Source organism: Pantoea sp. JZ29, assembly GCF_035190385.1.
In the GTDB taxonomy this organism is placed as follows: domain Bacteria; phylum Pseudomonadota; class Gammaproteobacteria; order Enterobacterales; family Enterobacteriaceae; genus Pantoea; species Pantoea stewartii.
The window spans coordinates 394,785-413,800 of sequence record NZ_CP045242.1 but is presented as its reverse complement, the minus strand read 5'-3'; the positions used below and the strand labels follow the sequence as shown (position 1 = coordinate 413,800).

Below are 19,016 nucleotides of genomic sequence, written 5' to 3'. Positions count from 1 at the left end.
ACAAAACCTTTCTTATCGACGTTATTTATTGTGTTGAGCCGTGGAAACAACACGCTTTTCAGCGCATGTATAATTTATCACTGCCAGAAAAAATATGATGTCGGCCCGGCACGCATTATCGCTATGCTATTTCGATTAACGCTGAATAAGAGTGAATAATAGTGCAGATAAACCGGGTAAAATCCCCGCACTGGTTGCATAAGAAATGCATAAAAGATGCATAAACTAAAAAATCAGCCATTTATCAGTTCTTTGAGAAGGTTCAAAAAGTTAATTAAATGTTAGAAATGGCATTGACTTTTTTGCACCAATGTGGTGCATTAATTCAGCTAATGCGAATGAAAATTTCATTTATGTGAAAACACAAACGCAACATGAAATAGCCCCAATGACGCATCAGGGGGATATATTCGCAGCGCTTATTTCCCCTTTTCATACTGCATCTTTTATTTTTCCCGCTTCGTTTCTGCCACCGAAAGGAGTGATCGCTGAGTGTTTAACGCGCAGGAATGAGTGCTAATAAATGGTTCACGGCCTTGGACGCATTATTACGCCGCCAGGCAAAAGCGACATCCGTAAAGAGCGTATTCTCTGCAATGTCACGAAAGCAAATGTGGGGATTCTGTACGCAAATCATGGATTCAGGGATCAGCGCAATCCCGCAGCCCGCGCCGACCATCCCCAGCGAAGAGCTGATTTGCGGGGCCTGCTGGAAAGAGGAAGATGAAAAACCTGCCCGTAAGCAGGCACTGACAATGAGTTCATACAAACTGGGCGAAACTTCACGTGGAAAAATAATCAACGTTTCGTCTGCCAACTCACTTAGCGCAATGGCCGTTTTATGTTTTAGATGATGGTCGGCAGGCAGTGCCAACACCATCCGCTCGGTCGAAATAACCCGCAAATTAAATGACCGACTGCTTTCACAGGGTAAACGAATAAACGCCGCGTCCAGTAGTCCTTCCTGAAGATCCTGTATCAGTAAAGACATGTTTTCTTCGCGGGTCATTAATTCCAGTGCAGGATAGCGGGCTTTAAAGTGCCGAATGATTTCGAATACACGAGGATTAAACGCCACCGAACTCGCAAAACCTAATGACATTTTTCCGCTCATCCCACGGGCAACGCCTCTGGCTTTCTCCAGGGCATAATCGGCCAACTGAACAATTTCAATCGCGTCTGTCAGAAAAGTCTTTCCAGCCTCTGTCAGTTCCACACCACGTGTCAGCCGCTTCAACAGCGGGGTACCAATTTCATGCTCCAGGCGCTGAATTTGTTGACTCAGCGGCGGCTGCGAAATGCCCAGTAGTTCAGCCGCTCGGGTGAAGTGTTGAGTCTGTGCGACCGCAACAAAATAACGTAGATGGCGCAGTTCCATATTAAAAACGTCTCAAAGTTAACAGGTTTTGCTATTGGATTCTGTCGGCAAACGGGACCACCATAATGTTAACACGGCTTAACAGTTAACCCATGAGGCATCCAATGAGCAATTTTGTAACTGATTGTTCCTGCGAGGATCAACTTAAAGATACGGTGAACAAACTGCAAAAAAATATGCCAGAAAGTGTTATGTATCAAACCTCTTTGATGAGTGCACTTCTGAGCGGTGTTTACGAAGGCGAAACCCGAATTGCAGATTTACTGCGTAAAGGCGACTTTGGCCTGGGCACGTTCAACCAGCTCGACGGAGAATTGATTGCATTCGACAGCAATGTTTATCAGTTACGGGCGGATGGCAGCGCCCGTCCTGCCCATCCTGAGCAGAAAACGCCCTTTGCGGTTATGACCTTCTTCCAGCCTCAGCATAAACACACTTTCGAACGTGCTGTTCCACGTCATGAGCTGCACCAGTTAATTGACAGTGAAATCACCTCGGACAATCAGTTCTGTGCCTTACGTGTCAGCGGCCACTTTTCATCGGTACAAACCCGTACCGTCCCGTGTCAGTGCCGCCCATACCGCTCGATGCCAGAAGTGCTCGGCAATCAGCCCATCTTTGAATTTTCTCATCGCAGCGGTGAGCTTATCGGGTTCCGTACGCCACAGTACATGCAGGGCATTAACGTCGCCGGGTACCACGAACATTTTATCACCGACGACAGAACCGGAGGCGGTCACATTCTCGACTACGTGCTTGAAGAGGGCACGCTGACCTTTGGCGCCATCAGCAAGCTGGTCATCGACCTGCCGGAAAACAGTGATTTCCTGCACGCCAATTTGACGCCTGAAAACCTGGATGACGCTATCCGTTCTGTCGAAAGCTAATAACGAGGCCTGAATATGAAAACCCTCTCAGATACAACCCTCTGGACCTGCGGCGCCGACCTGGTTGTCGCGCAACTGGAAGCACAGGGCGTCAGCCATGTGTTTGGTATTCCGGGTGCAAAAATCGATAAAGTCTTTGATTCATTGCTGGATTCGTCTGTTCAGACCATTCCCGTGCGGCATGAAGCCAATGCTGCGTTTATGGCCGCTGCGGTGGGCAGACTGACCGGAAAAGCAGGGGTGGCGCTGGTCACCTCCGGTCCTGGTTGCTCCAATCTGGTGACCGGTATGGCGACCGCGACCAGCGAAGGCGATCCGGTTGTGGCGCTGGGGGGCGCCGTCAAACGCTCTGACAGCGCCAAGCAGGTCCACCAAAGCCTGGATACCGTCTCTATGTTCCGCCCGGTTACAAAATATGCGGTGGAGGTGACCGATCCCTCCGCCCTGGCTGAATGCGTGTCAAATGCCTTTCGCCATGCGGAGCATGGTCGCGGAGGCGGTGCGTTTGTCAGCCTGCCACAGGATATTGTCGACCAGCCGGTGACGGGCAAAGTCCTGGCCAGCAAAGGCGGTATCACCCTGGGGGCGGCACCCGACGTCATGATTGATGCGGTCAGTCGTGAAATAGCCAAAGCAAAAAATCCGGTGATTCTGCTTGGCCTGATGGCAAGCCAGCCTGAGAACAGCGAGGCCATTCACGATCTGTTAAACCGCAGCCATATCCCTGTTACCAGCACCTATCAGGCAGCAGGCGCGATACGTCAGGAGCACTTTTCCCGTTTTGCTGGCCGCGTGGGTCTTTTCAATAACCAGGCCGGTGACAAACTACTCCAGCAGGCGGATCTGATTATCACGATTGGCTACAGCCCGGTTGAGTACGAACCGGCGATGTGGAATACCGGTAATGCGACGTTAATTCATATTGATGTCGTCCCGGCGGAAACCGACAACCGCTATTTACCTGATGCTGAGTTAGTGGGGAATATCGCGGCAACGGTGGGCAAGCTGGCGACACGGATAACCTCACCCTTACAACTTAGTCAGCAGGCTGCCAGCATACTGGACGATCGCCAACAACAGCGACAGTTACTGGCGCTTCAGGGGGCCAGTCTGAATCAGTTTGCACTTCATCCCCTGCGTATTGTCCGGGCGATGCAGGACATCATCAACAGTGACGTCAGTCTTACCGTGGACATGGGCAGTTTTCATATCTGGATTGCCCGCTACCTCTACAGCTTCCGTGCGCGTCAAATCATGATTTCTAACGGACAACAAACCATGGGCGTTGCGCTGCCCTGGGCTATCGGTGCCTGGCTTGTCGATCCATCACGTAAAGTGGTGTCGGTATCAGGGGATGGCGGTTTTCTCCAGTCCAGTATGGAGCTGGAAACGGCGGTCAGGCTCAACGCCAATATCCTGCACATTATCTGGGTCGACAATGCCTACAACATGGTGGCGATGCAGGAAGAGAAAAAATATCAACGTGTGTCCGGTGTCAATTTTGGGCCCATTGATTTTAAAGCCTATGCCGAGGCGTTTGGCGCCGCGGGGTTTGCGGTGACCAGCGCAGCTGAACTTGAGCCGACACTGCGTAAAGCAATGGATGTGCAGGGGCCGGCGGTTGTGGCTGTACCGGTGGATTATGCGGATAACCCCCTTTTGATGGGACAACTCCATCTGAGTCAGCTTCTTTAATCACGAAGGAACGGAGGACATGATGATGAAAAATCGAGTGGCGCTGGTAACAGGTGCGGGCCAGGGCATTGGTGAGGCCATTGCGTTACGCCTGGCGAAAGATGGCTTTGCCGTTGCGGTAGCGGATTTTAATTTTGATACCGCTTCTCAGGTCGCGGAAAAAATTAAAAAAGCGCAGGGCAGTGCATTAGCCATCAAGGTTGATGTATCAAAGCGTGATCAGGTTTTTCACGCGGTTGAGCAGGCACGTGAAGTGCTGGGCGACTTTAATGTCATTGTCAATAATGCCGGGATTGCGCCGTCCACGCCTGTTCAGGACATTACGGAAGACATCATTGATAAAGTCTACAACGTCAACGTGAAAGGCGTGATTTGGGGTATGCAGGCCGCGGTTGAAGCCTTTGCAGCGGAGGGGCACGGCGGAAAGATCATTAATGCCTGCTCCCAGGCTGGCCACGTCGGAAATCCTGAACTGGCGATATACAGTTCGAGTAAGTTTGCCGTGCGCGGTCTGACCCAAACGGCAGCCCGGGATCTCGCCCCGGCGGGCATTACCGTAAACGGTTTTTGTCCGGGCATTGTCAAAACCCCCATGTGGGCAGAAATTGATCGGCAAATTTCCGAAGCCGCAGGTCAGCCTGCAGGTTATGGTACCGAGGCCTTCGCCAAAAGAATCACACTGGGCCGTTTATCCGAGCCCGACGATGTGGCCGCCTGTGTAGCCTTCCTCGCAGGACCGGACTCGGATTATATTACCGGCCAGTCTATCCTGGTTGATGGCGGAATGGTCTTTAGCTGATCGCGATCAGGCCTGGCACGCTTGTGCCAGGCGACCTCTGTTCAGCCAGGCCGTTTCTCGTTACCCTTCGCATTGCTTACTGACAAAATTCAGAGCATGCCGAGCGCCTGCGGGCTTCCATCATGCTCTGAAATCGCTAAAATAACGTGCTCATTTGTCAGGGAGTCACACAGCCACAATGCGTTATCGTTATCTGTTTGCCGCACTCGCGGTCGCCACTGCCTTGTCAGGCTGCGCCAAAAAGCAGCCTGCCGCCAATCCTGCTGACGCCTTTGCCGAAGGACAAACGCAGATTGATGTCTCTCATGTGATTACGCGTGCTGACGACGGTTCCCATATTTACCTGACCGTGGATGGTAAAGATGCTGGTGAATTGCCGAATGGCGAAAGTAAAGTCCTGCATGTCCCGGCGGGTAAACATGAAGTCGGCGGTTACGTCCGTACCTTATTTGGTCTGGGACGCGTAACCATTGATCCCCTTGAGGTGACAACGTCACCTAACGACGTGAAAAAAGTGGCCTACACGGTGACGCGCAATAAAGCGACCTTTGTTGAGCAGCCTAAATCAAACGACGCTGCGCAGGAACAAGGTTAAGGCATCAGGCGGGAGGGTCAGTCCGATGTGACTGACCTGAATTGTCGGCGTGAACAGCCTTGCCGGAACTAAAATGCCCAGGTAGTGGAAAAGTCAGGACTGCTGTTTACGGCCTGAAGGTGAACGGTTCAGACAATATGGTGCTGTTCTTTTCTGTCTCACCCGACGCGAGAAGGTGCGTCAGGTGGATCTCAGACATGTTTCACGGAAATTGCCTACAGGCCCAGATCACTGAGTGAAGGATGGTCGTCCGGTCGGCGGCCCTGAGGCCAGTGAAACAAACGCTGACTCTCGGCAATCGCCACATCGTTTATGCTGGCGTGGCGCCTGACCATGAAGCCATTCTCGTCAAATTCCCAGTTTTCATTGCCATAAGAACGAAACCAGTTTGCCGCGCTGTCATGCCATTCATAGGCAAACCGAACCGCAATGCGGTTTGAGTGAAAACTCCACAGCTCTTTTATCAGCCGATACTCGGCTTCTCGCTGCCATTTCTCGCGCAAAAACGCCACGATTTCGCTACGTCCGCTCAGGAAGATATCGCGATTTCGCCAGACGCTGTCAGGCGAGTAAGCCAGTGAAACGCGTTCGGGGTCGCGGCTGTTCCAGGCATCTTCGGCCAGACGCACTTTCGTTATGGCCTGTTGTACATCGGTAAACGGTGGTAAAGGCTGGCGTGGGGCTTCCATACTGTCTCCTGAAATAGCGGCACTCTGGATAAGCGCGCCGCCTGGCTGTGATAAACAGACTGTTAAACAGACAAAACCACGTGCGTTTACAGTGAAATGGCGTGAATTTGACGGACTGCGCGTGCCGCTTCTTTGCCTTTTTTCACAAAATGCTCGGTGTAGAAGCGAATGAATTCATCGGCAGGCTGAAAATTATGTGGTGTCAGTGAGACGGAAAACACGGGCACGTTGGTCGCCAGTTGTGCCTGCATGAGTCCGTTCACGACGGCCTGAGCGACAAAATCGTGGCGGTAAATGCCACCATCCACGACCAGAGCCGCACAGACGATTGCATCGAACTTACCAGTTTGTGCCAGGCGTTGTGCCAGTAACGGCATTTCGAAGGCGCCAGGCACATCCCAGGTTTTGATTTCACAGGGCGTGCTGCTGTTGTCCATTTCCTGCTGAAATCCAGCCAGGGTTTGAGAAACAATCTCGCTGTGCCAGTTTGCCTTGATAAAGGCGACTCTTAACGGTTGCATAACTTACTCCAGTCAACGTGACATCCGGTTCCTGAGAGATCGGCAGACGCGCTCATCTTCCCGAATGACTATAAATTCTCTGATGCGTACCATTGCCAGTCACACATCATAAAGACATCGATCCCGCTGCCGGACAGCAGTATCCGGCTGAATTCAGTGATGAATAGCGGACAGTATAAACCGATGTAAACCCCGTGCGCTTACCTTTCACTCGCTTTTGCGGTCTTCCGCGTGTGCCCCGGGTTCCCTGGCAAGGTGAAAAGCACAGGGCCATGCTTTGCGTGCCTCCGGTATCGCGATCGCTGTTCGATTGTGTAACGCATTCCATTTATGATGTTGCTTAAAAATAATACTGGATATTTAAACAGGTAATTGTATAATTATTCCACTGCCCGCTGGGTGTTGTCTGGAATGATTAGGGGGTAAAGCCCATGATGATGTCGACAGAAACTTTCAACGCAACGGATCATGCCATCACAATGAGTAGCCGGGAAATTGCTCAAATGACCGGAAATACACATGGTGAAGTTAAACGGTTAATCAAAAGCCTTGAAACGGCACAGCGCCTGTCCCAGCCACTTTTGGTCAATCTCTATGAACACCAGGGCGAAATGCGCCAGGAATATCACCTGAATAAACGCGATTCCCTTCTGGCGGTGGCCCGGCTTTCGCCTGGCTTTACCGCGGAAGCGCTTGATCGCTGGCAGGCGCGTGAAGAACGCGTTCATCTCCCTGATTTCACGAATCCCGCCGAGGCGGCCCGCGCCTGGGCGGAGCAGTTTGAACAGCGCCGTGCTGCAGAAAAGCAACTGGCCGAATCTGCGCCAAAAGCCGCCTTTTTCGACGATTTCGTGAATGTGGACACCGCGCTCGGTTTTCGTCAGCTGTGTAAAATGCTGAAAGTGAAAGAAACGGATTTTCGTCAGTTTCTGCTCGACCGCAATATCATGTACCGTGAAAAGGGCGCACTGACACCACAGCATTACCATCTGCAGGCGGGTTACTTTACCCTGCACGCAGGAACGGCAGAAAATCAGCATACTTTCTCCCAGGCGCGGTTTACCACGAAAGGGGTCCGGTGGATTGCCAGCTTATGGGCCGGGCATTTGTCCGCACAAACCAAAGGCGCTGCCGCCTGACGGCACGTTATGCCTGGAACAGGCCGCCTGCTGCGCGGCTTGCCCCAGGCTAGCGGATTTACCAACCTTTAATGGCATCGCCTTTATAAACGTCTTCTGCTTTTGCTGCGACCTCAGGAGACTGAAATGCAGCTTTCAGCTTTTGAATCTTATCGCTGTCTTTATTGTCCTGACGTGAAACCAGGGCGTTAACGTACGGCGAAGAGGCGCTTTCCATAAACAAACCATCGCGATGAGCAGATAACCCCGCCTGCGCAGAGAAGTTGGTATTAATAATGGAAAGGGTGACGTTTGGGTCGTCCAGCGTGCGGGTAAGCTGTGGTGTATCCACTTCGACCAGCTTCAGATGTTTGGGATTATCGGTAATATCCAGCGATGTTGGTAAATAACCTACACCGTCTTTTAGCTTAATCAGCCCCTGAGCCTGTAATAGCAGCAGGCTGCGTCCAAGCGTGGTGGCTTCATTTGATATCGTAATGGTATCGCCATCCTTCAGCTCATTGATATTTTTAATTTTGTGCGAATAGGCAGCGATAGGGAAAACAAACGTTTTGCCCACAACGGCAAATTTATAGCCGCGCTCCTTTGACTGCTCTTCAAGGTAAGGCAGGCTTTGAAAGGCGTTCGCATCCACTTCTTTATTATTCAGTGCTTCATTGGGCAAAACATAATCATTGAAGTTCAGCACTTCAACATCCAGCTGATACTTATCTTTGGCTACTTTCTGTACTTCTTTCCAGATAGCTTCATCAGGACCCGTATTAATAGCCACTTTCACTTTATGATCGTTATCAGGCGAGCAGGCGGACAATAATAATACGGAACTGGCGATTAGCGCCGTCAATAAACCTTTCATGTGTAGGGATTCCCGTCAGTATTTGATGCCGAAAGCCTAATACAAATTCACGGTATTGCGTACTTACGCGTCGCTATAAGATATAACCATCATGCTCTGATTGGGATAAAAAAACATCAGCGCTGTTATCGCTGTCTCCGCCGCCTTTCAATTGCTGATATTAAGTGTGCTGGCGAATTATCAGCTATTTTTAAACAAGTCACTCAGCCCGGCCCGGGGCGTCATTAACAGGAGAAACGATGTCAGGTGAAAACAGCGATAACGCATCAGCATCAGAAATTAAGGCGGTAACGCTGCTCAAAAGTTGCCAGGCATGGAATGGCCAACATATTGACGCTTATCCGCAGGGCCAACCCGAACTGACAGTCATACGCTTAACCCTTCCGGCGCAAACCGCCTTGCCCTGGCATACTCATCCGATGCCCAATGCAGCATTTGTCCTTTCAGGGACGTTAGTGGTGGAGGATAAAGAAACGGGTGAGCAGCAAACTTTTCAGGCTGGTGAAGCGTTGAATGAAACCATCAACAGTGCGCATCGTGGTTTTACGCTGGAAAGTCCTGCTGAGCTGATTATCACGTACGCGGGTGTGAAAGGGCAGGAACTGACCGAACCGCTACCCGGCGAGCCGGAAGAGTTTTAGATCGCTATGCGGGCAAAGCCCGTGACGTAATGTGAATAAAAAAGGGGAAGGGCTCACGTCATTTCGCCGGAATAAGCGCGACAGCCGTGGTTAAACCAGCCGGTAAACGCGGGTTTAACCACGCGGCGAATTAGGCTTTAAGTGAAGCGCCTCCACATATCACCAGCTCCTGACCTGTGATGGGAGCAGCGCGTTCACTGAGTAAATAACTCACCAGTGAAGCCACTTCTTCTGGCTGAATCAGGCGTCCCATTGGCGGCAGGATGGGGGCGGATGAGGCCCGTTCAGGTTTGGTCAGCATCGGCGTTTCGGTTGCGCCGGGAGCGACAACATTCACCGTAATCTGCCGAGGAGCCAGTTCCATTCCCCATGAGCGGACCATGCCAACCAGCGCCGCTTTGGTTGCCGCATACTGCGAGCGATTGGCGGCACCGCGCGAGGTACGACTGCCGATAACGACGATCCTGCTGCCTGGCTTAAGCGTTGGCGCAAAGTGATTGATCAGCACTTCGGCTGCGTGAACGTGCAACGACCACAAGCGTTTGCTGGCCGCTCCGTCCAGTTCGCCCAGCGGGGCGGCGACGATCATTCCTGCGGCGTGAATCAGCGCATCCGGCGTTTCAAGCCCGCTGATTGCCGACCTGAGTTGATCGGCATCAGTGAGATCAACGGCGATGCCGTTGAGGTTGGGTAAGGCTGCCTCGCCCTGCGTCCGGCTCAGCCCCGTAACTTTCCAGCCCTTTTGCAATAAATCCTGAGTAATCGCTTTGCCGATGCCAGAACTGTAGCCTGTAACGATAGCGTGACGCATCTCAACCTCCTGACATCGATTTCGGTACCTTAAAGACGGCTTTACGAACGGCTACTGGCGCGCCTGCGGCACACAGGGCCTGATGGGGTTCACCGGGCAAAAAGACCGCAAAGTCTCCCTTACGCAAAGTGATGCTAACCGGTAATGGTTCTGGCTGCGCGATATACAAATCGGGTTTGCGCTCTTCATCTCCGGCCCTGGCAATGGACTGGGTGCCAGCATAAATGACCTCTTCACCCTCCAGCATCACCTGAATGTCAGTCCAAAGATGGTGGTATTCCGTATGACGCAGCGTGGCGTCCTGGGTGGTGGCCTGTTGGATCGTGCAAAACCACGCTGCATTTTCCGGCTGCCATCTACCGATATCCCTTGCGGCCAGTGCTTCAAGAGAACAGTCGGGTAACCGGAGCAGAGCCAGTAAGGATTCGGGTAACCCTGCCAGCGGCAGGGCGTTCAGATTGCCGATAATCATCTGCTTACTCCTTCACCCAGTCGGGTGTGACGCGCGCATATTTAATCGCCTGGCGGAAATAGGTATACGCGATATGTAAGGTACCCTGTGCATCCTGTTTAATGCTCGGGTAGGAAAACTCACGGTTCAGTTTTTCCTGAGAATTGTTTGTCATACAGTAACCGTCACCTTCATCCAGGTTTTTCTGCCACGGCCAGGTTTTGCCGCCATCGGCGGAAATTGCGACAGTCATTGGGGCGCGTGGCGCCCCCCAGAAAGCGCTTCGTCCGGTTGCTTCTGGCTCCTTTCTGCCGTCACCGTCATCGATCTCATCATAGAGTGACGCGCGACGTTCCGTTGCCCCGGCTGCACTCATGCTATTAAACACCAGCGCCAGTTCGCCACTTTGCAGCGTCGTCACCTGAATTGACGAATTGTTGTTAGGTAACACCGTGGCTTCAGGCGCTGTCCAGCTCTCACCACCATCGGTGGATCGGCTGAGATAGATATTGTCTGCCCAACGGCTGCGGTAAAGGGCAACCAGCGAACCATCCTGCAGGGCAGTGATATTCATATGCACGCACCCCAGGCTTTCCGGCACAACCACATCCCGCCAGCTTTTACCCTGGTCGGATGAAATCTTCACCGCACTGATATCGTCGTTACCCACCCACTTTTCACCCGGCTGTGTGCGGCAGTAAAACACCGGGAGTAACCAGTTGCCGTTTTCCAGCACGGTGATGGGCTGACGAATAAAGGTGCCCGGTTTATCCAGTAACGTGTCAATGGGCCCCCAGGTTTTACCCAGATCGCCAGACTGGCGGTAGCGGACAATCGCCGTATCCTGATTACCGGACAGCTGTGCGGTCCACAACAGCCACAGCACGTTGTCGGGCGCGAGGAACAGAACGGGATTCTGCTCAGAACGGGTTGGATCGTCGGACAGTTTTATCGCCTCACTCCAGATATGGCTGCCTGCAGGTAAGCGCGAGCACCAGACAGAGATATCGGCTATGCCTTCCTGTGTGCCGCCAAACCAGACGCAGAGCAGGGAACCATCGTGCAGCGGTAAAATATTGGCGGCGTGGTTCTGTGGGCATGACGAAGGCAGCATTGCGGTCAGTACGCGGTCATCTTTTTCCCATGGCGTCAGGATGCCATCGCGCGTTACGGTTACAGTCATTTTATTCTCCTTTTCCTGCGGCAGCTCTGGCGTGTTCAGCCGCTGCGGTTCTGGCTTTGCTGGGGATCATATGGTCAATCGCCATGATCAATGCGGGCGTCAGTAGCGCGATATACATGTTATTAATACCGAACGGATCGCCTGCCAGATACCAGACTGAGGTCACGACACACGCACCAATCAGGCCGGCATTGGCACCGCGAGTACTTCTGTAGAACGGGGCATAGAAGGCAATGACCGCGACAACGGTAATAGACAGGCGAATCGCTCGGGTAAAAAAGGACAGTTTCAGAACTTCAGGGACAAACAGGACAAAGATCAGCGGCAGAAAGCCAATCAGCAGCGACAACCAGCGCGTGGTTTTAAATTCCTGCTCTGTCGTGGGTTTGAAATAAGGCACATAGAAATCCTTCACCACCAGCGACGCGATAGCCAGGGCAACGGTACTGACGCTGACAAATATAGAGGCAACCAGTGAGGTCGTTACCAGACCAGCCAGCCAGGGATTCATATCCTGCAGAAACACCGGCAATGCATACAGGCTGTCAATATTGGGGTGGAGATATTTGGCTGCCACACCGATAACGGCAATCGCCAACGCAATCGGCATACAGAACAGAAAGGCAATCCAGGTCGAGCGCTGCGCCGACTTCACACTTCTGGTCGACGAGATAGCCTGAATGACAAACTGGGTGCAGAAGATCGAGCCAATCGTCCCGATAAGCCAGGCGACAATGGTTGACGCGCCGATATTACCGTCCCAGGTCCAGTAATAAGCGGGCATTTCATTGATCATAGGCTTGAGGCCACCCGTTTGTGACAATGCAAACCAAAGAATAGCCAGGATACCAAAATATTTCAGCGCGCTGTGTAGCATGGTGACCCAGGCGATTCCTTTTAAACCGCCGAAGGCAAAATAGAACGTACTGACTACAGCCGTAATAAAAGCGGCAACCGGCAATGTCACGTGTAATACAGTGGCGATTGCCGCCGCACCACTGACATAATTTCCCACATTGACCAAAAGCAGGGCATAAATCATGATCAGTGAAATAATATTTTTGGTGCTGTTACCGTACTTTTCAGCAATCGCACCCGAGATGGTAATTTTACCCGTATTATAAATGCGTTTTACCAGAATCATGCCAAAAAGGGGAAAGCCAATAGCGGCGCCAATGACTGACCAGGACGCGGCAATCCCACCTTCAAAGGCGGCCTGAGCCGTGCCGATAGTCGATTTTGCACCGATATATTCTGACATCAGCAGAATACCTACAATAAAGGCTGGCATGGCTCTTGAGCCTTCCATAAAATCGCCCGCGTTTTTACTACGTAACCGGAATGTCAGCCAGGTGGTAAAAAGAATATATGCCAATACAATGCCGATAATTATCAGGGTGTCCTGAGCGTTGAATGTTTTCATTATAGCCTCAGATAGAGCAAGATAAATTCGGGGAGCGCTTTATGCTCCCGGTATTTAAAATTTATAAATTCTTATTATCATTTCAGGTACAGGTTAATGATTCTGCGAATTTCCTCTTTCTGCGCAGCGTCAAAATGAATGGCATAACGGCTCTCGCCCACGTTATGGCCTAAAATTTGTAGCGCTTTTTTTACTGCTGCAGGTGAAAAGGCGACCTTATAAAGATCGGTGCGTAACCCTGTGACCTGTTCCTGCGCCTGACGTGATCCGTCAATATCGCCGGCATGAAAGCGTGACCAGATCGCATTTATCTGGTGCGGTGCAACGTTAGCCAGGCCTGATATACAGGCAGAGCACCCTTCAACAAAGCCTTGATGGATAAGTGAATCGGGGCCGTTAAGCACGTCAAAGTTATCGCATTCTTTTACCGCGTCCAGATAGTCGCGCAGGCTTTCATAACTTCCGGCACTGTCTTTTACACCAATGATATTGGGATGGGCAGCAAGGGTGCGGGCGGTTTCTGGTTCAATCGTATTGCCTGTTCTGGCCGGAATGTTGTACAGAAAAACCGGTACGGAAAGGCCATCCGCAATTGCCGTGTAATGGTTAATCAGTTCGCGTTGATTTAACGGCACAAAATAGGGCGTGATTACTGAAACCGCATCCACGCCCAGTTTTTCAATTTGTTTACCCAGGCGAAGGGTGTCCCGGGTCGATATCTCACCAATATGGGCAACAACCTTTGCCCGCCCCGACACTTCGTTAACACAGGTTTCTGTAACAGTAAGCTTTTCTTTTTCGTTGAGAACAAAGAACTCACCATTTGTGCCGCCGCAAAAAATACCGTTACCGGCATTGAGTTGTCGGGTAACCTGGCGTTTCAGTTCATCAATATAAAGATCACCTTCCTGAGTAAAAGGCGTCACAATCGCTGTAAGTACACCTTCTATTTTTTTCATCTTTACCCACTCCTTTCGGCGGTTAAATTTTAGGGAACAGGGTCCGGTAAATATCAGCCACATCCTGATGATTTACAGCGCAGGGTGAATTGTTCATTAAACGCTTCACATTGAGTGCAGATTCGCTCAGCGCATCAATATCACCTGACGGCACGCCTAATGTTTCCAGGTTATCCGTCAGATTGAGCCGTTTAACTAATTTGGCGAGATAGTCGACCAGCGCGTGCGATTTTTCTTCCGGGGTCAATGTGATATCGGCGCCCGGAATCAGGTCCCAGACAGTGGCAAATTTGTCGATGGCAAACGGGCGCACCACTTTCATACAGGGTGCCAGCAGAATGGCATTGGCGACGCCGTGAGGCAGGTGATAAGTGCCTCCCAGAGGATACGAAAGCGCATGAACAAGATGGGTGCCGGCGTGCGCGATTGCCGCGCCGCCATAATAAGAAGCCCATAGCATTTCCAGCTTCGCGTTCAGGTTATGCGGTTCAGTGACGGATGTTTCCAGATTCCGGAACAGCTTATGCAGGCCCATCAGCGCAACGTTGTCACCCACAGGGTTCGAAATGGTGGCGGTATAACATTCCAGTAAATGGCACAGTGCATCAATGCCCGTTGATGAGGCGATATGCGCAGGCATGCTGGTGGTCAGTTCTGGAATTAATGCGACATAGTCCGGCAGCATCACAGGGGAAATGATGCCTGATTTGGTGTTTTTTTCAGGGATAGCCAGAATAGCATTGGGCGTTGCTTCCGAACCCGTTCCCGCCGTCGAGGGAATAAGCAGTGAGGGTAAACGGGCTGTAATTTTCACGCCATCAAGCAGCGCCTTAAGGGAGGGTGACGCAACGTGACATAACACAGAAAGCAGCTTCGCCACATCCAGTACGCTTCCACCGCCAATGCCCACCACTAAATCAAACGTTTTACCTGCTGTACGCGACAGCACTGCTTCAACATCGGTATGCGTGGGTTCTGCCGGAACATCATCGATCAGTTTAACGTGACGGCCATCCTGACTGAGCAATGTCATGATTTGCGTGGTCGCGGGCAAATTTACAATGTTCTTGTCTGTCAAAACCAGCAGGTGTTGTTTGTCCGCGACAACCGGCGTCAGTGCCTTTATCGCGTCGGAACCGCTCAATATTGTGCTGTTAATTAATGCCACGTCTGTCTCCCCATAAATGACTGAAATTCTTCATTCCGCTTAACTTCGCTCACTCACTGGCTAAATTTATAAATAAAATGGCGCTTTATTAAATTGATCTTGCTCACATATAATCGAATGTGATTGAATATAATCATTCAGGTGAGGGGTAAAAACTGATGAGGTGCGTTGTGGCTCTGATCTTCAGGCGCTTTTGACGACATGGGGCGACAAAACAAGAGGGCCATATCTCTGACCGTTGACCGGATGAGTGAAAACGCTCAACGACGGCAATGCGGGTTTGCACGCTGGGCTGATTTTAGCGACAAGGCGTCAGGGATGGCTAAATGGGCTGCTGCAACCGTCTCGGCCCGGACGCAACGCGGCACAGAAGGGCGGCGGAATATGTTCCTGGTGGGCATGCATCCGGTTGTGACTGACGTCAGGCGGGATTAACGAAAGCCGGTGTTTGGGTAATGAATCTCCCCCTTTAAAAATTTTGAGCGTCGTTGAGGAGAAAATAAGTGACGAATGTTGTGGCGATTACGATGGGCGACCCGGCTGGGATCGGTCCTGAAATTATTATTAAGGCCTTAACCGAGGGCGCGTTAGCGGGTTCGCCCGTTGTGGTTATCGGTTGTGTACAAACGTTCCGCCGCATACTGGCAATGAACATAACGCCGCAGGCGGAATTAAACGTCATTAATAACGTGTCCGAAGCCACCTTTATGCCGGGCGTTATTCATATTATCGATGAGAAAGTGGTACATCCTGAGGCACTACAGTGTGGGGTTGTGCAGCCTGAAGCGGGCGATGTGGCTTATCGATGCATCAAACGTGCAACAGAAATGGCGATGCGCGGTGACGTGAAAGCGATTGCGACGGCTCCGCTGAATAAAGAAGCGCTGCATATGGCCGGCCATCATTATCCAGGCCATACGGAATTACTGGCAAAATTAACTGACACCAAAGATTATTCGATGGTGCTCTACACCGATAAACTCAAAGTGATCCACGTCAGCACGCATATTTCTCTGCGGACATTCCTGGATACGCTCAGCCAGGCGCGCGTTGAAACGGTAATCAGAATTGCCGATACGTTTTTGCGCCGGGTCGGTTATAGCCAGCCGCGTATTGCGGTTGCGGGCGTTAACCCACACGCGGGTGAAAATGGGTTGTTCGGAGATGAGGAAATTCGCGTGCTGACACCGGCGATTGACGCGATGAAGGCGCAGGGCATAAACGTCTATGGCCCGTGCCCGCCGGACACCGTATTTATGCAATGCAATGAGGGCATGTATGACATCGTTGTGGCTATGTATCATGATCAAGGCCATATTCCGCTCAAGTTGTTGGGCTTCTACGACGGCGTAAATATTACCGCAGGCTTACCGTTCCTGCGCACCTCAGCCGATCATGGCACGGCCTTTAACATTGCCTGGACCGGTAAAGCGAATCCCGAAAGTATGGCTATCTCGATTGATATGGCGCTGCAAATTACGCAAGCATAGCGTTGTGCGGGAAGGGAGGCTCAGGGTGACATGATTGCGTTGCCCTGCATACGGCTTCTGGGCGGTTGTGCAAACCTTCGCGATAAAACAGGCACCTGAACCGATATAACCTTAATACAGCGACGCGTCGGGAAACGGGTGTCTGTCATCGCATGCGGGTGCAATATCAATACAGCACCGTATCGGACTGGTTTAAATGCTCCGGCTCCACAGAGGCATAACTGACAGCCTTACCACGTACACGTCGAATGACGCCAGATGGGGGAATAAAAAGCGTTCAGCGTTAATGTCCCGTCAGTCAAATACGGCGTTGAGTTTCTGCCTGATTTCCGTTTTGTCCGTAGCGAAATAACTCATCCTCAAACCCGAGTGCTCTTAAACCCATTGGTGCGATTAAGTCTTTTTATACATGACGCCTGATGAGGTCGGCCCTTTTTAAAAGCATTCTTTCGGATTTTTTAAATTTTGGTGATTCACCCGCATCGCAAAACAGCGTGCTAATACGCATCAGCCTGTTTGAAGGTTAATTCTTCTGTAGTGCCAGTAATATTTATAGTTATAAAGAAGTTATGATTTTTATTTTCTTTGTTAATTAATACAATTTTGCCAAAAGACATAATTGCCATTCATCACATTTTTTAATTATAACTGGTATGGTAGTGGAACAATTCTGCCGCTGACGATAGGCTTCCCGCACCAATTCTGTTTTAAAAACTTTCCTTTTGCCGTGGTGTTCTCAGGCGCTTGATCCAAACGGCGCCGCACAGGAAAACATCAAGGCGATCTCCTGGTGCTGCCGTTATTTAACGTCAGTGTCCACGCAGCTAATAAAAAATAAGGTGAGAAAGAAATGCAAACTACCCTACTGAATGCGAAGGCGACGGTTCCAAAATGGAACAGGAATAAGCTCGTCCCGCGTATTGTCCATCTTGGATTCGGTGCTTTTCATCGGGCTCATCAGGCGGTCTATGCCGATGTTCTTGCAGCAGAACATAACAGCGACTGGGGCTACGTCGAAGTTAATCTCATCGGCGGGGAACAACAGATTGCCGATCTGAAACGTCAGGGATTATTGTACAGCGTGGCAGAAATGTCGGCTCATGGCTGGGAAGGGCGCGTAATTGGTGTGGTGAAGCAGGCGCTTCACGCTCAGGTCGATGGAACCGAAGCCGTACTTCACGCCCTGTGTCAGCCCGAAATTGCCATCGTTTCCTTAACGATTACCGAGAAAGGCTATTGTCATTCACCGGCAACGGGCGAGCTGATGCGCGACCATCCTCAGATTGTCGCTGATCTGGCTCAGCCTCACCAGCCGCTTTCTGCGCCAGGGATCATCGTTGAAGCACTGGCGCGTCGCAAGGCTGCTGGTCTGCCTGCGTTTACTGTGCTGTCCTGCGACAATATTCCAGAAAACGGAAAAGTGATCGGTCAGGTCGTGCGTGCTTTTGCCCGACAACGTGACAACGACCTGGCAGACTGGATTGAACAGCAGGTGACGTTCCCTTCAACCATGGTGGACCGTATCGTACCGGCGATGAATCCGCAGAGTCTTGACGCGATCGCGGCGCTTATTCAGATGGCCGATCCCGTCGCGGTAGCCTGTGAGCCCTTTCGCCAGTGGGTTATTGAGGATAATTTCGTCGCAGGGCGGCCGGCATGGGAAAAAGCCGGTGCAGAGTTAGTCAAAGACGTGCTGCCTTACGAAGAGATGAAACTGCGTATGTTGAACGGCAGCCATTCATTTCTGGCTTACCTGGGCAACCTTGCGGGTTATGAGCATATTTATGACTGTATGCAGGACCCGCACTTTCGCCTTGCCGCACGACGCTTAATGTTGACAGAACAGGCACCGACGCTGACCGTTAAGAACGTTGATTTGATCGATTATGCCGATCGGCTGATTGCACGCTATGAAAATCCCGCGCTACAGCATCGTACCTGGCAAATTGCGATGGATGGCAGCCAGAAGTTACCGCAACGTTGGTTACATTCCGTTTGCTGGCACCTCAAGCGCGGCAGCCGTTTTGATCTGCTTGCATTAGGTATTGCCGCATGGATGCGCTATGTCAGCGGTAAGGATGACCAGGGAAAAGAGATTGAGGTCTGCGATCCTTTATTGGCGTCTATACGAACCGCCGTTGACGGCAGCATAGAAGGGGAGGCGAGGGTAAAAGCGCTGTTAGGACTGGAAGCTATATTCGGCCACACGCTGCCCGATAATCCCTGTTTTGTGCAGCAGGTGGTTAAGTCCTATCACCATCTACTGGACAAAGGGGCAAAACAGACTGTCGCTGACCTGATGGCTGACGTGTCAGCAGTCTGATGACCAGG

The 19,016-nt window shown here is 51.4% G+C and carries 18 protein-coding genes; 8 read left to right on the top strand and 10 right to left on the bottom strand.

Annotated elements, in window-relative coordinates:
- Positions 1-496: 496 nt before the first annotated feature.
- The gene (locus GC090_RS21800) at positions 497-1,378 is read right to left on the bottom strand and encodes a LysR family transcriptional regulator (RefSeq protein ID WP_033742412.1); all 882 of its coding nucleotides are present in this window, start codon (positions 1,376-1,378) and stop codon (positions 497-499) included.
- A 104-nt stretch (positions 1,379-1,482) separates the two neighbouring features.
- Between GC090_RS21800 and budA the strand changes: the two genes are divergently transcribed.
- The 4 genes from budA to GC090_RS21780 all read left to right on the top strand — a co-directional run bounded on the left by budA (position 1,483) and on the right by GC090_RS21780 (position 5,354).
- Positions 1,483-2,265, top strand: a complete 783-nt coding sequence (budA, locus tag GC090_RS21795) for an acetolactate decarboxylase (RefSeq protein WP_033742414.1) — start codon at positions 1,483-1,485, stop codon at positions 2,263-2,265.
- A 15-nt stretch (positions 2,266-2,280) separates the two neighbouring features.
- On the top strand, positions 2,281-3,960 hold the full coding sequence (gene alsS, locus GC090_RS21790) for an acetolactate synthase AlsS (protein ID WP_033742415.1): 1,680 nt from the start codon (positions 2,281-2,283) through the stop codon (positions 3,958-3,960).
- A 25-nt stretch (positions 3,961-3,985) separates the two neighbouring features.
- Positions 3,986-4,759 (top strand): (S)-acetoin forming diacetyl reductase, encoded by a 774-nt coding sequence (locus GC090_RS21785; protein WP_033742618.1) that lies wholly within the window; start codon positions 3,986-3,988, stop codon positions 4,757-4,759.
- Between the two features lie 178 nt (positions 4,760-4,937).
- Positions 4,938-5,354 carry a hypothetical protein gene (locus GC090_RS21780; RefSeq protein WP_006121976.1) on the top strand — a complete coding sequence of 139 codons (417 nt, stop codon included), beginning with the start codon at positions 4,938-4,940 and terminating at the stop codon, positions 5,352-5,354.
- A 215-nt stretch (positions 5,355-5,569) separates the two neighbouring features.
- Here GC090_RS21780 and GC090_RS21775 read toward each other — a convergent pair whose 3' ends face one another.
- Positions 5,570-6,043, bottom strand: coding sequence for a nuclear transport factor 2 family protein (locus GC090_RS21775; RefSeq protein ID WP_033742417.1), 474 nt, complete (start codon positions 6,041-6,043; stop codon positions 5,570-5,572).
- 86 nt (positions 6,044-6,129) lie between these two features.
- The gene (locus GC090_RS21770) at positions 6,130-6,564 is read right to left on the bottom strand and encodes a 6,7-dimethyl-8-ribityllumazine synthase (RefSeq protein WP_006121974.1); all 435 of its coding nucleotides are present in this window, start codon (positions 6,562-6,564) and stop codon (positions 6,130-6,132) included.
- A 431-nt stretch (positions 6,565-6,995) separates the two neighbouring features.
- Here GC090_RS21770 and GC090_RS21765 point away from each other — a divergent pair, with 431 nt between their 5' ends.
- Entirely contained in the window at positions 6,996-7,703 is a 708-nt protein-coding gene (locus tag GC090_RS21765) for a phage antirepressor KilAC domain-containing protein (RefSeq protein ID WP_006121973.1), read from the top strand.
- Between the two features lie 58 nt (positions 7,704-7,761).
- Here the strand turns inward: GC090_RS21765 and GC090_RS21760 are convergent, their stop codons facing one another.
- Positions 7,762-8,559 carry a MetQ/NlpA family ABC transporter substrate-binding protein gene (locus GC090_RS21760; protein WP_324021776.1) on the bottom strand — a complete coding sequence of 266 codons (798 nt, stop codon included), beginning with the start codon at positions 8,557-8,559 and terminating at the stop codon, positions 7,762-7,764.
- A gap of 239 nt (positions 8,560-8,798) precedes the next feature.
- Here GC090_RS21760 and GC090_RS21755 point away from each other — a divergent pair, with 239 nt between their 5' ends.
- Complete coding sequence (locus GC090_RS21755; protein ID WP_006121972.1) at positions 8,799-9,200, top strand: cupin domain-containing protein; 402 nt, start codon at positions 8,799-8,801, stop codon at positions 9,198-9,200.
- A 130-nt stretch (positions 9,201-9,330) separates the two neighbouring features.
- Here the strand turns inward: GC090_RS21755 and GC090_RS21750 are convergent, their stop codons facing one another.
- From GC090_RS21750 to GC090_RS21725, 6 genes are all read right to left on the bottom strand, one after another.
- On the bottom strand, positions 9,331-10,011 hold the full coding sequence (locus GC090_RS21750) for an SDR family NAD(P)-dependent oxidoreductase (RefSeq protein ID WP_006121971.1): 681 nt from the start codon (positions 10,009-10,011) through the stop codon (positions 9,331-9,333).
- A 1-nt stretch (position 10,012) separates the two neighbouring features.
- Positions 10,013-10,483: a NanQ anomerase/TabA/YiaL family protein gene (locus GC090_RS21745; RefSeq protein ID WP_054634022.1), complete on the bottom strand. Its 471-nt coding sequence runs from the start codon at positions 10,481-10,483 to the stop codon at positions 10,013-10,015.
- Positions 10,484-10,487: 4 nt separating this feature from the next.
- Positions 10,488-11,645 carry a sialidase family protein gene (locus GC090_RS21740; RefSeq protein WP_039339480.1) on the bottom strand — a complete coding sequence of 386 codons (1,158 nt, stop codon included), beginning with the start codon at positions 11,643-11,645 and terminating at the stop codon, positions 10,488-10,490.
- 1 nt (position 11,646) lies between these two features.
- Positions 11,647-13,068, bottom strand: coding sequence for a sodium:solute symporter family protein (locus tag GC090_RS21735; RefSeq protein WP_039339478.1), 1,422 nt, complete (start codon positions 13,066-13,068; stop codon positions 11,647-11,649).
- A 77-nt stretch (positions 13,069-13,145) separates the two neighbouring features.
- On the bottom strand, positions 13,146-14,027 hold the full coding sequence (locus GC090_RS21730) for a dihydrodipicolinate synthase family protein (RefSeq protein WP_324021771.1): 882 nt from the start codon (positions 14,025-14,027) through the stop codon (positions 13,146-13,148).
- A 22-nt stretch (positions 14,028-14,049) separates the two neighbouring features.
- Positions 14,050-15,195, bottom strand: coding sequence for an iron-containing alcohol dehydrogenase (locus tag GC090_RS21725; protein WP_324021769.1), 1,146 nt, complete (start codon positions 15,193-15,195; stop codon positions 14,050-14,052).
- 503 nt (positions 15,196-15,698) lie between these two features.
- Between GC090_RS21725 and GC090_RS21720 the strand changes: the two genes are divergently transcribed.
- Positions 15,699-16,685 (top strand): D-threonate 4-phosphate dehydrogenase, encoded by a 987-nt coding sequence (locus GC090_RS21720; protein ID WP_058702533.1) that lies wholly within the window; start codon positions 15,699-15,701, stop codon positions 16,683-16,685.
- Positions 16,686-17,535: 850 nt separating this feature from the next.
- Positions 17,536-19,008, top strand: coding sequence for a mannitol dehydrogenase family protein (locus GC090_RS21715; RefSeq protein ID WP_324021767.1), 1,473 nt, complete (start codon positions 17,536-17,538; stop codon positions 19,006-19,008).
- Positions 19,009-19,016 lie beyond the last annotated feature (8 nt).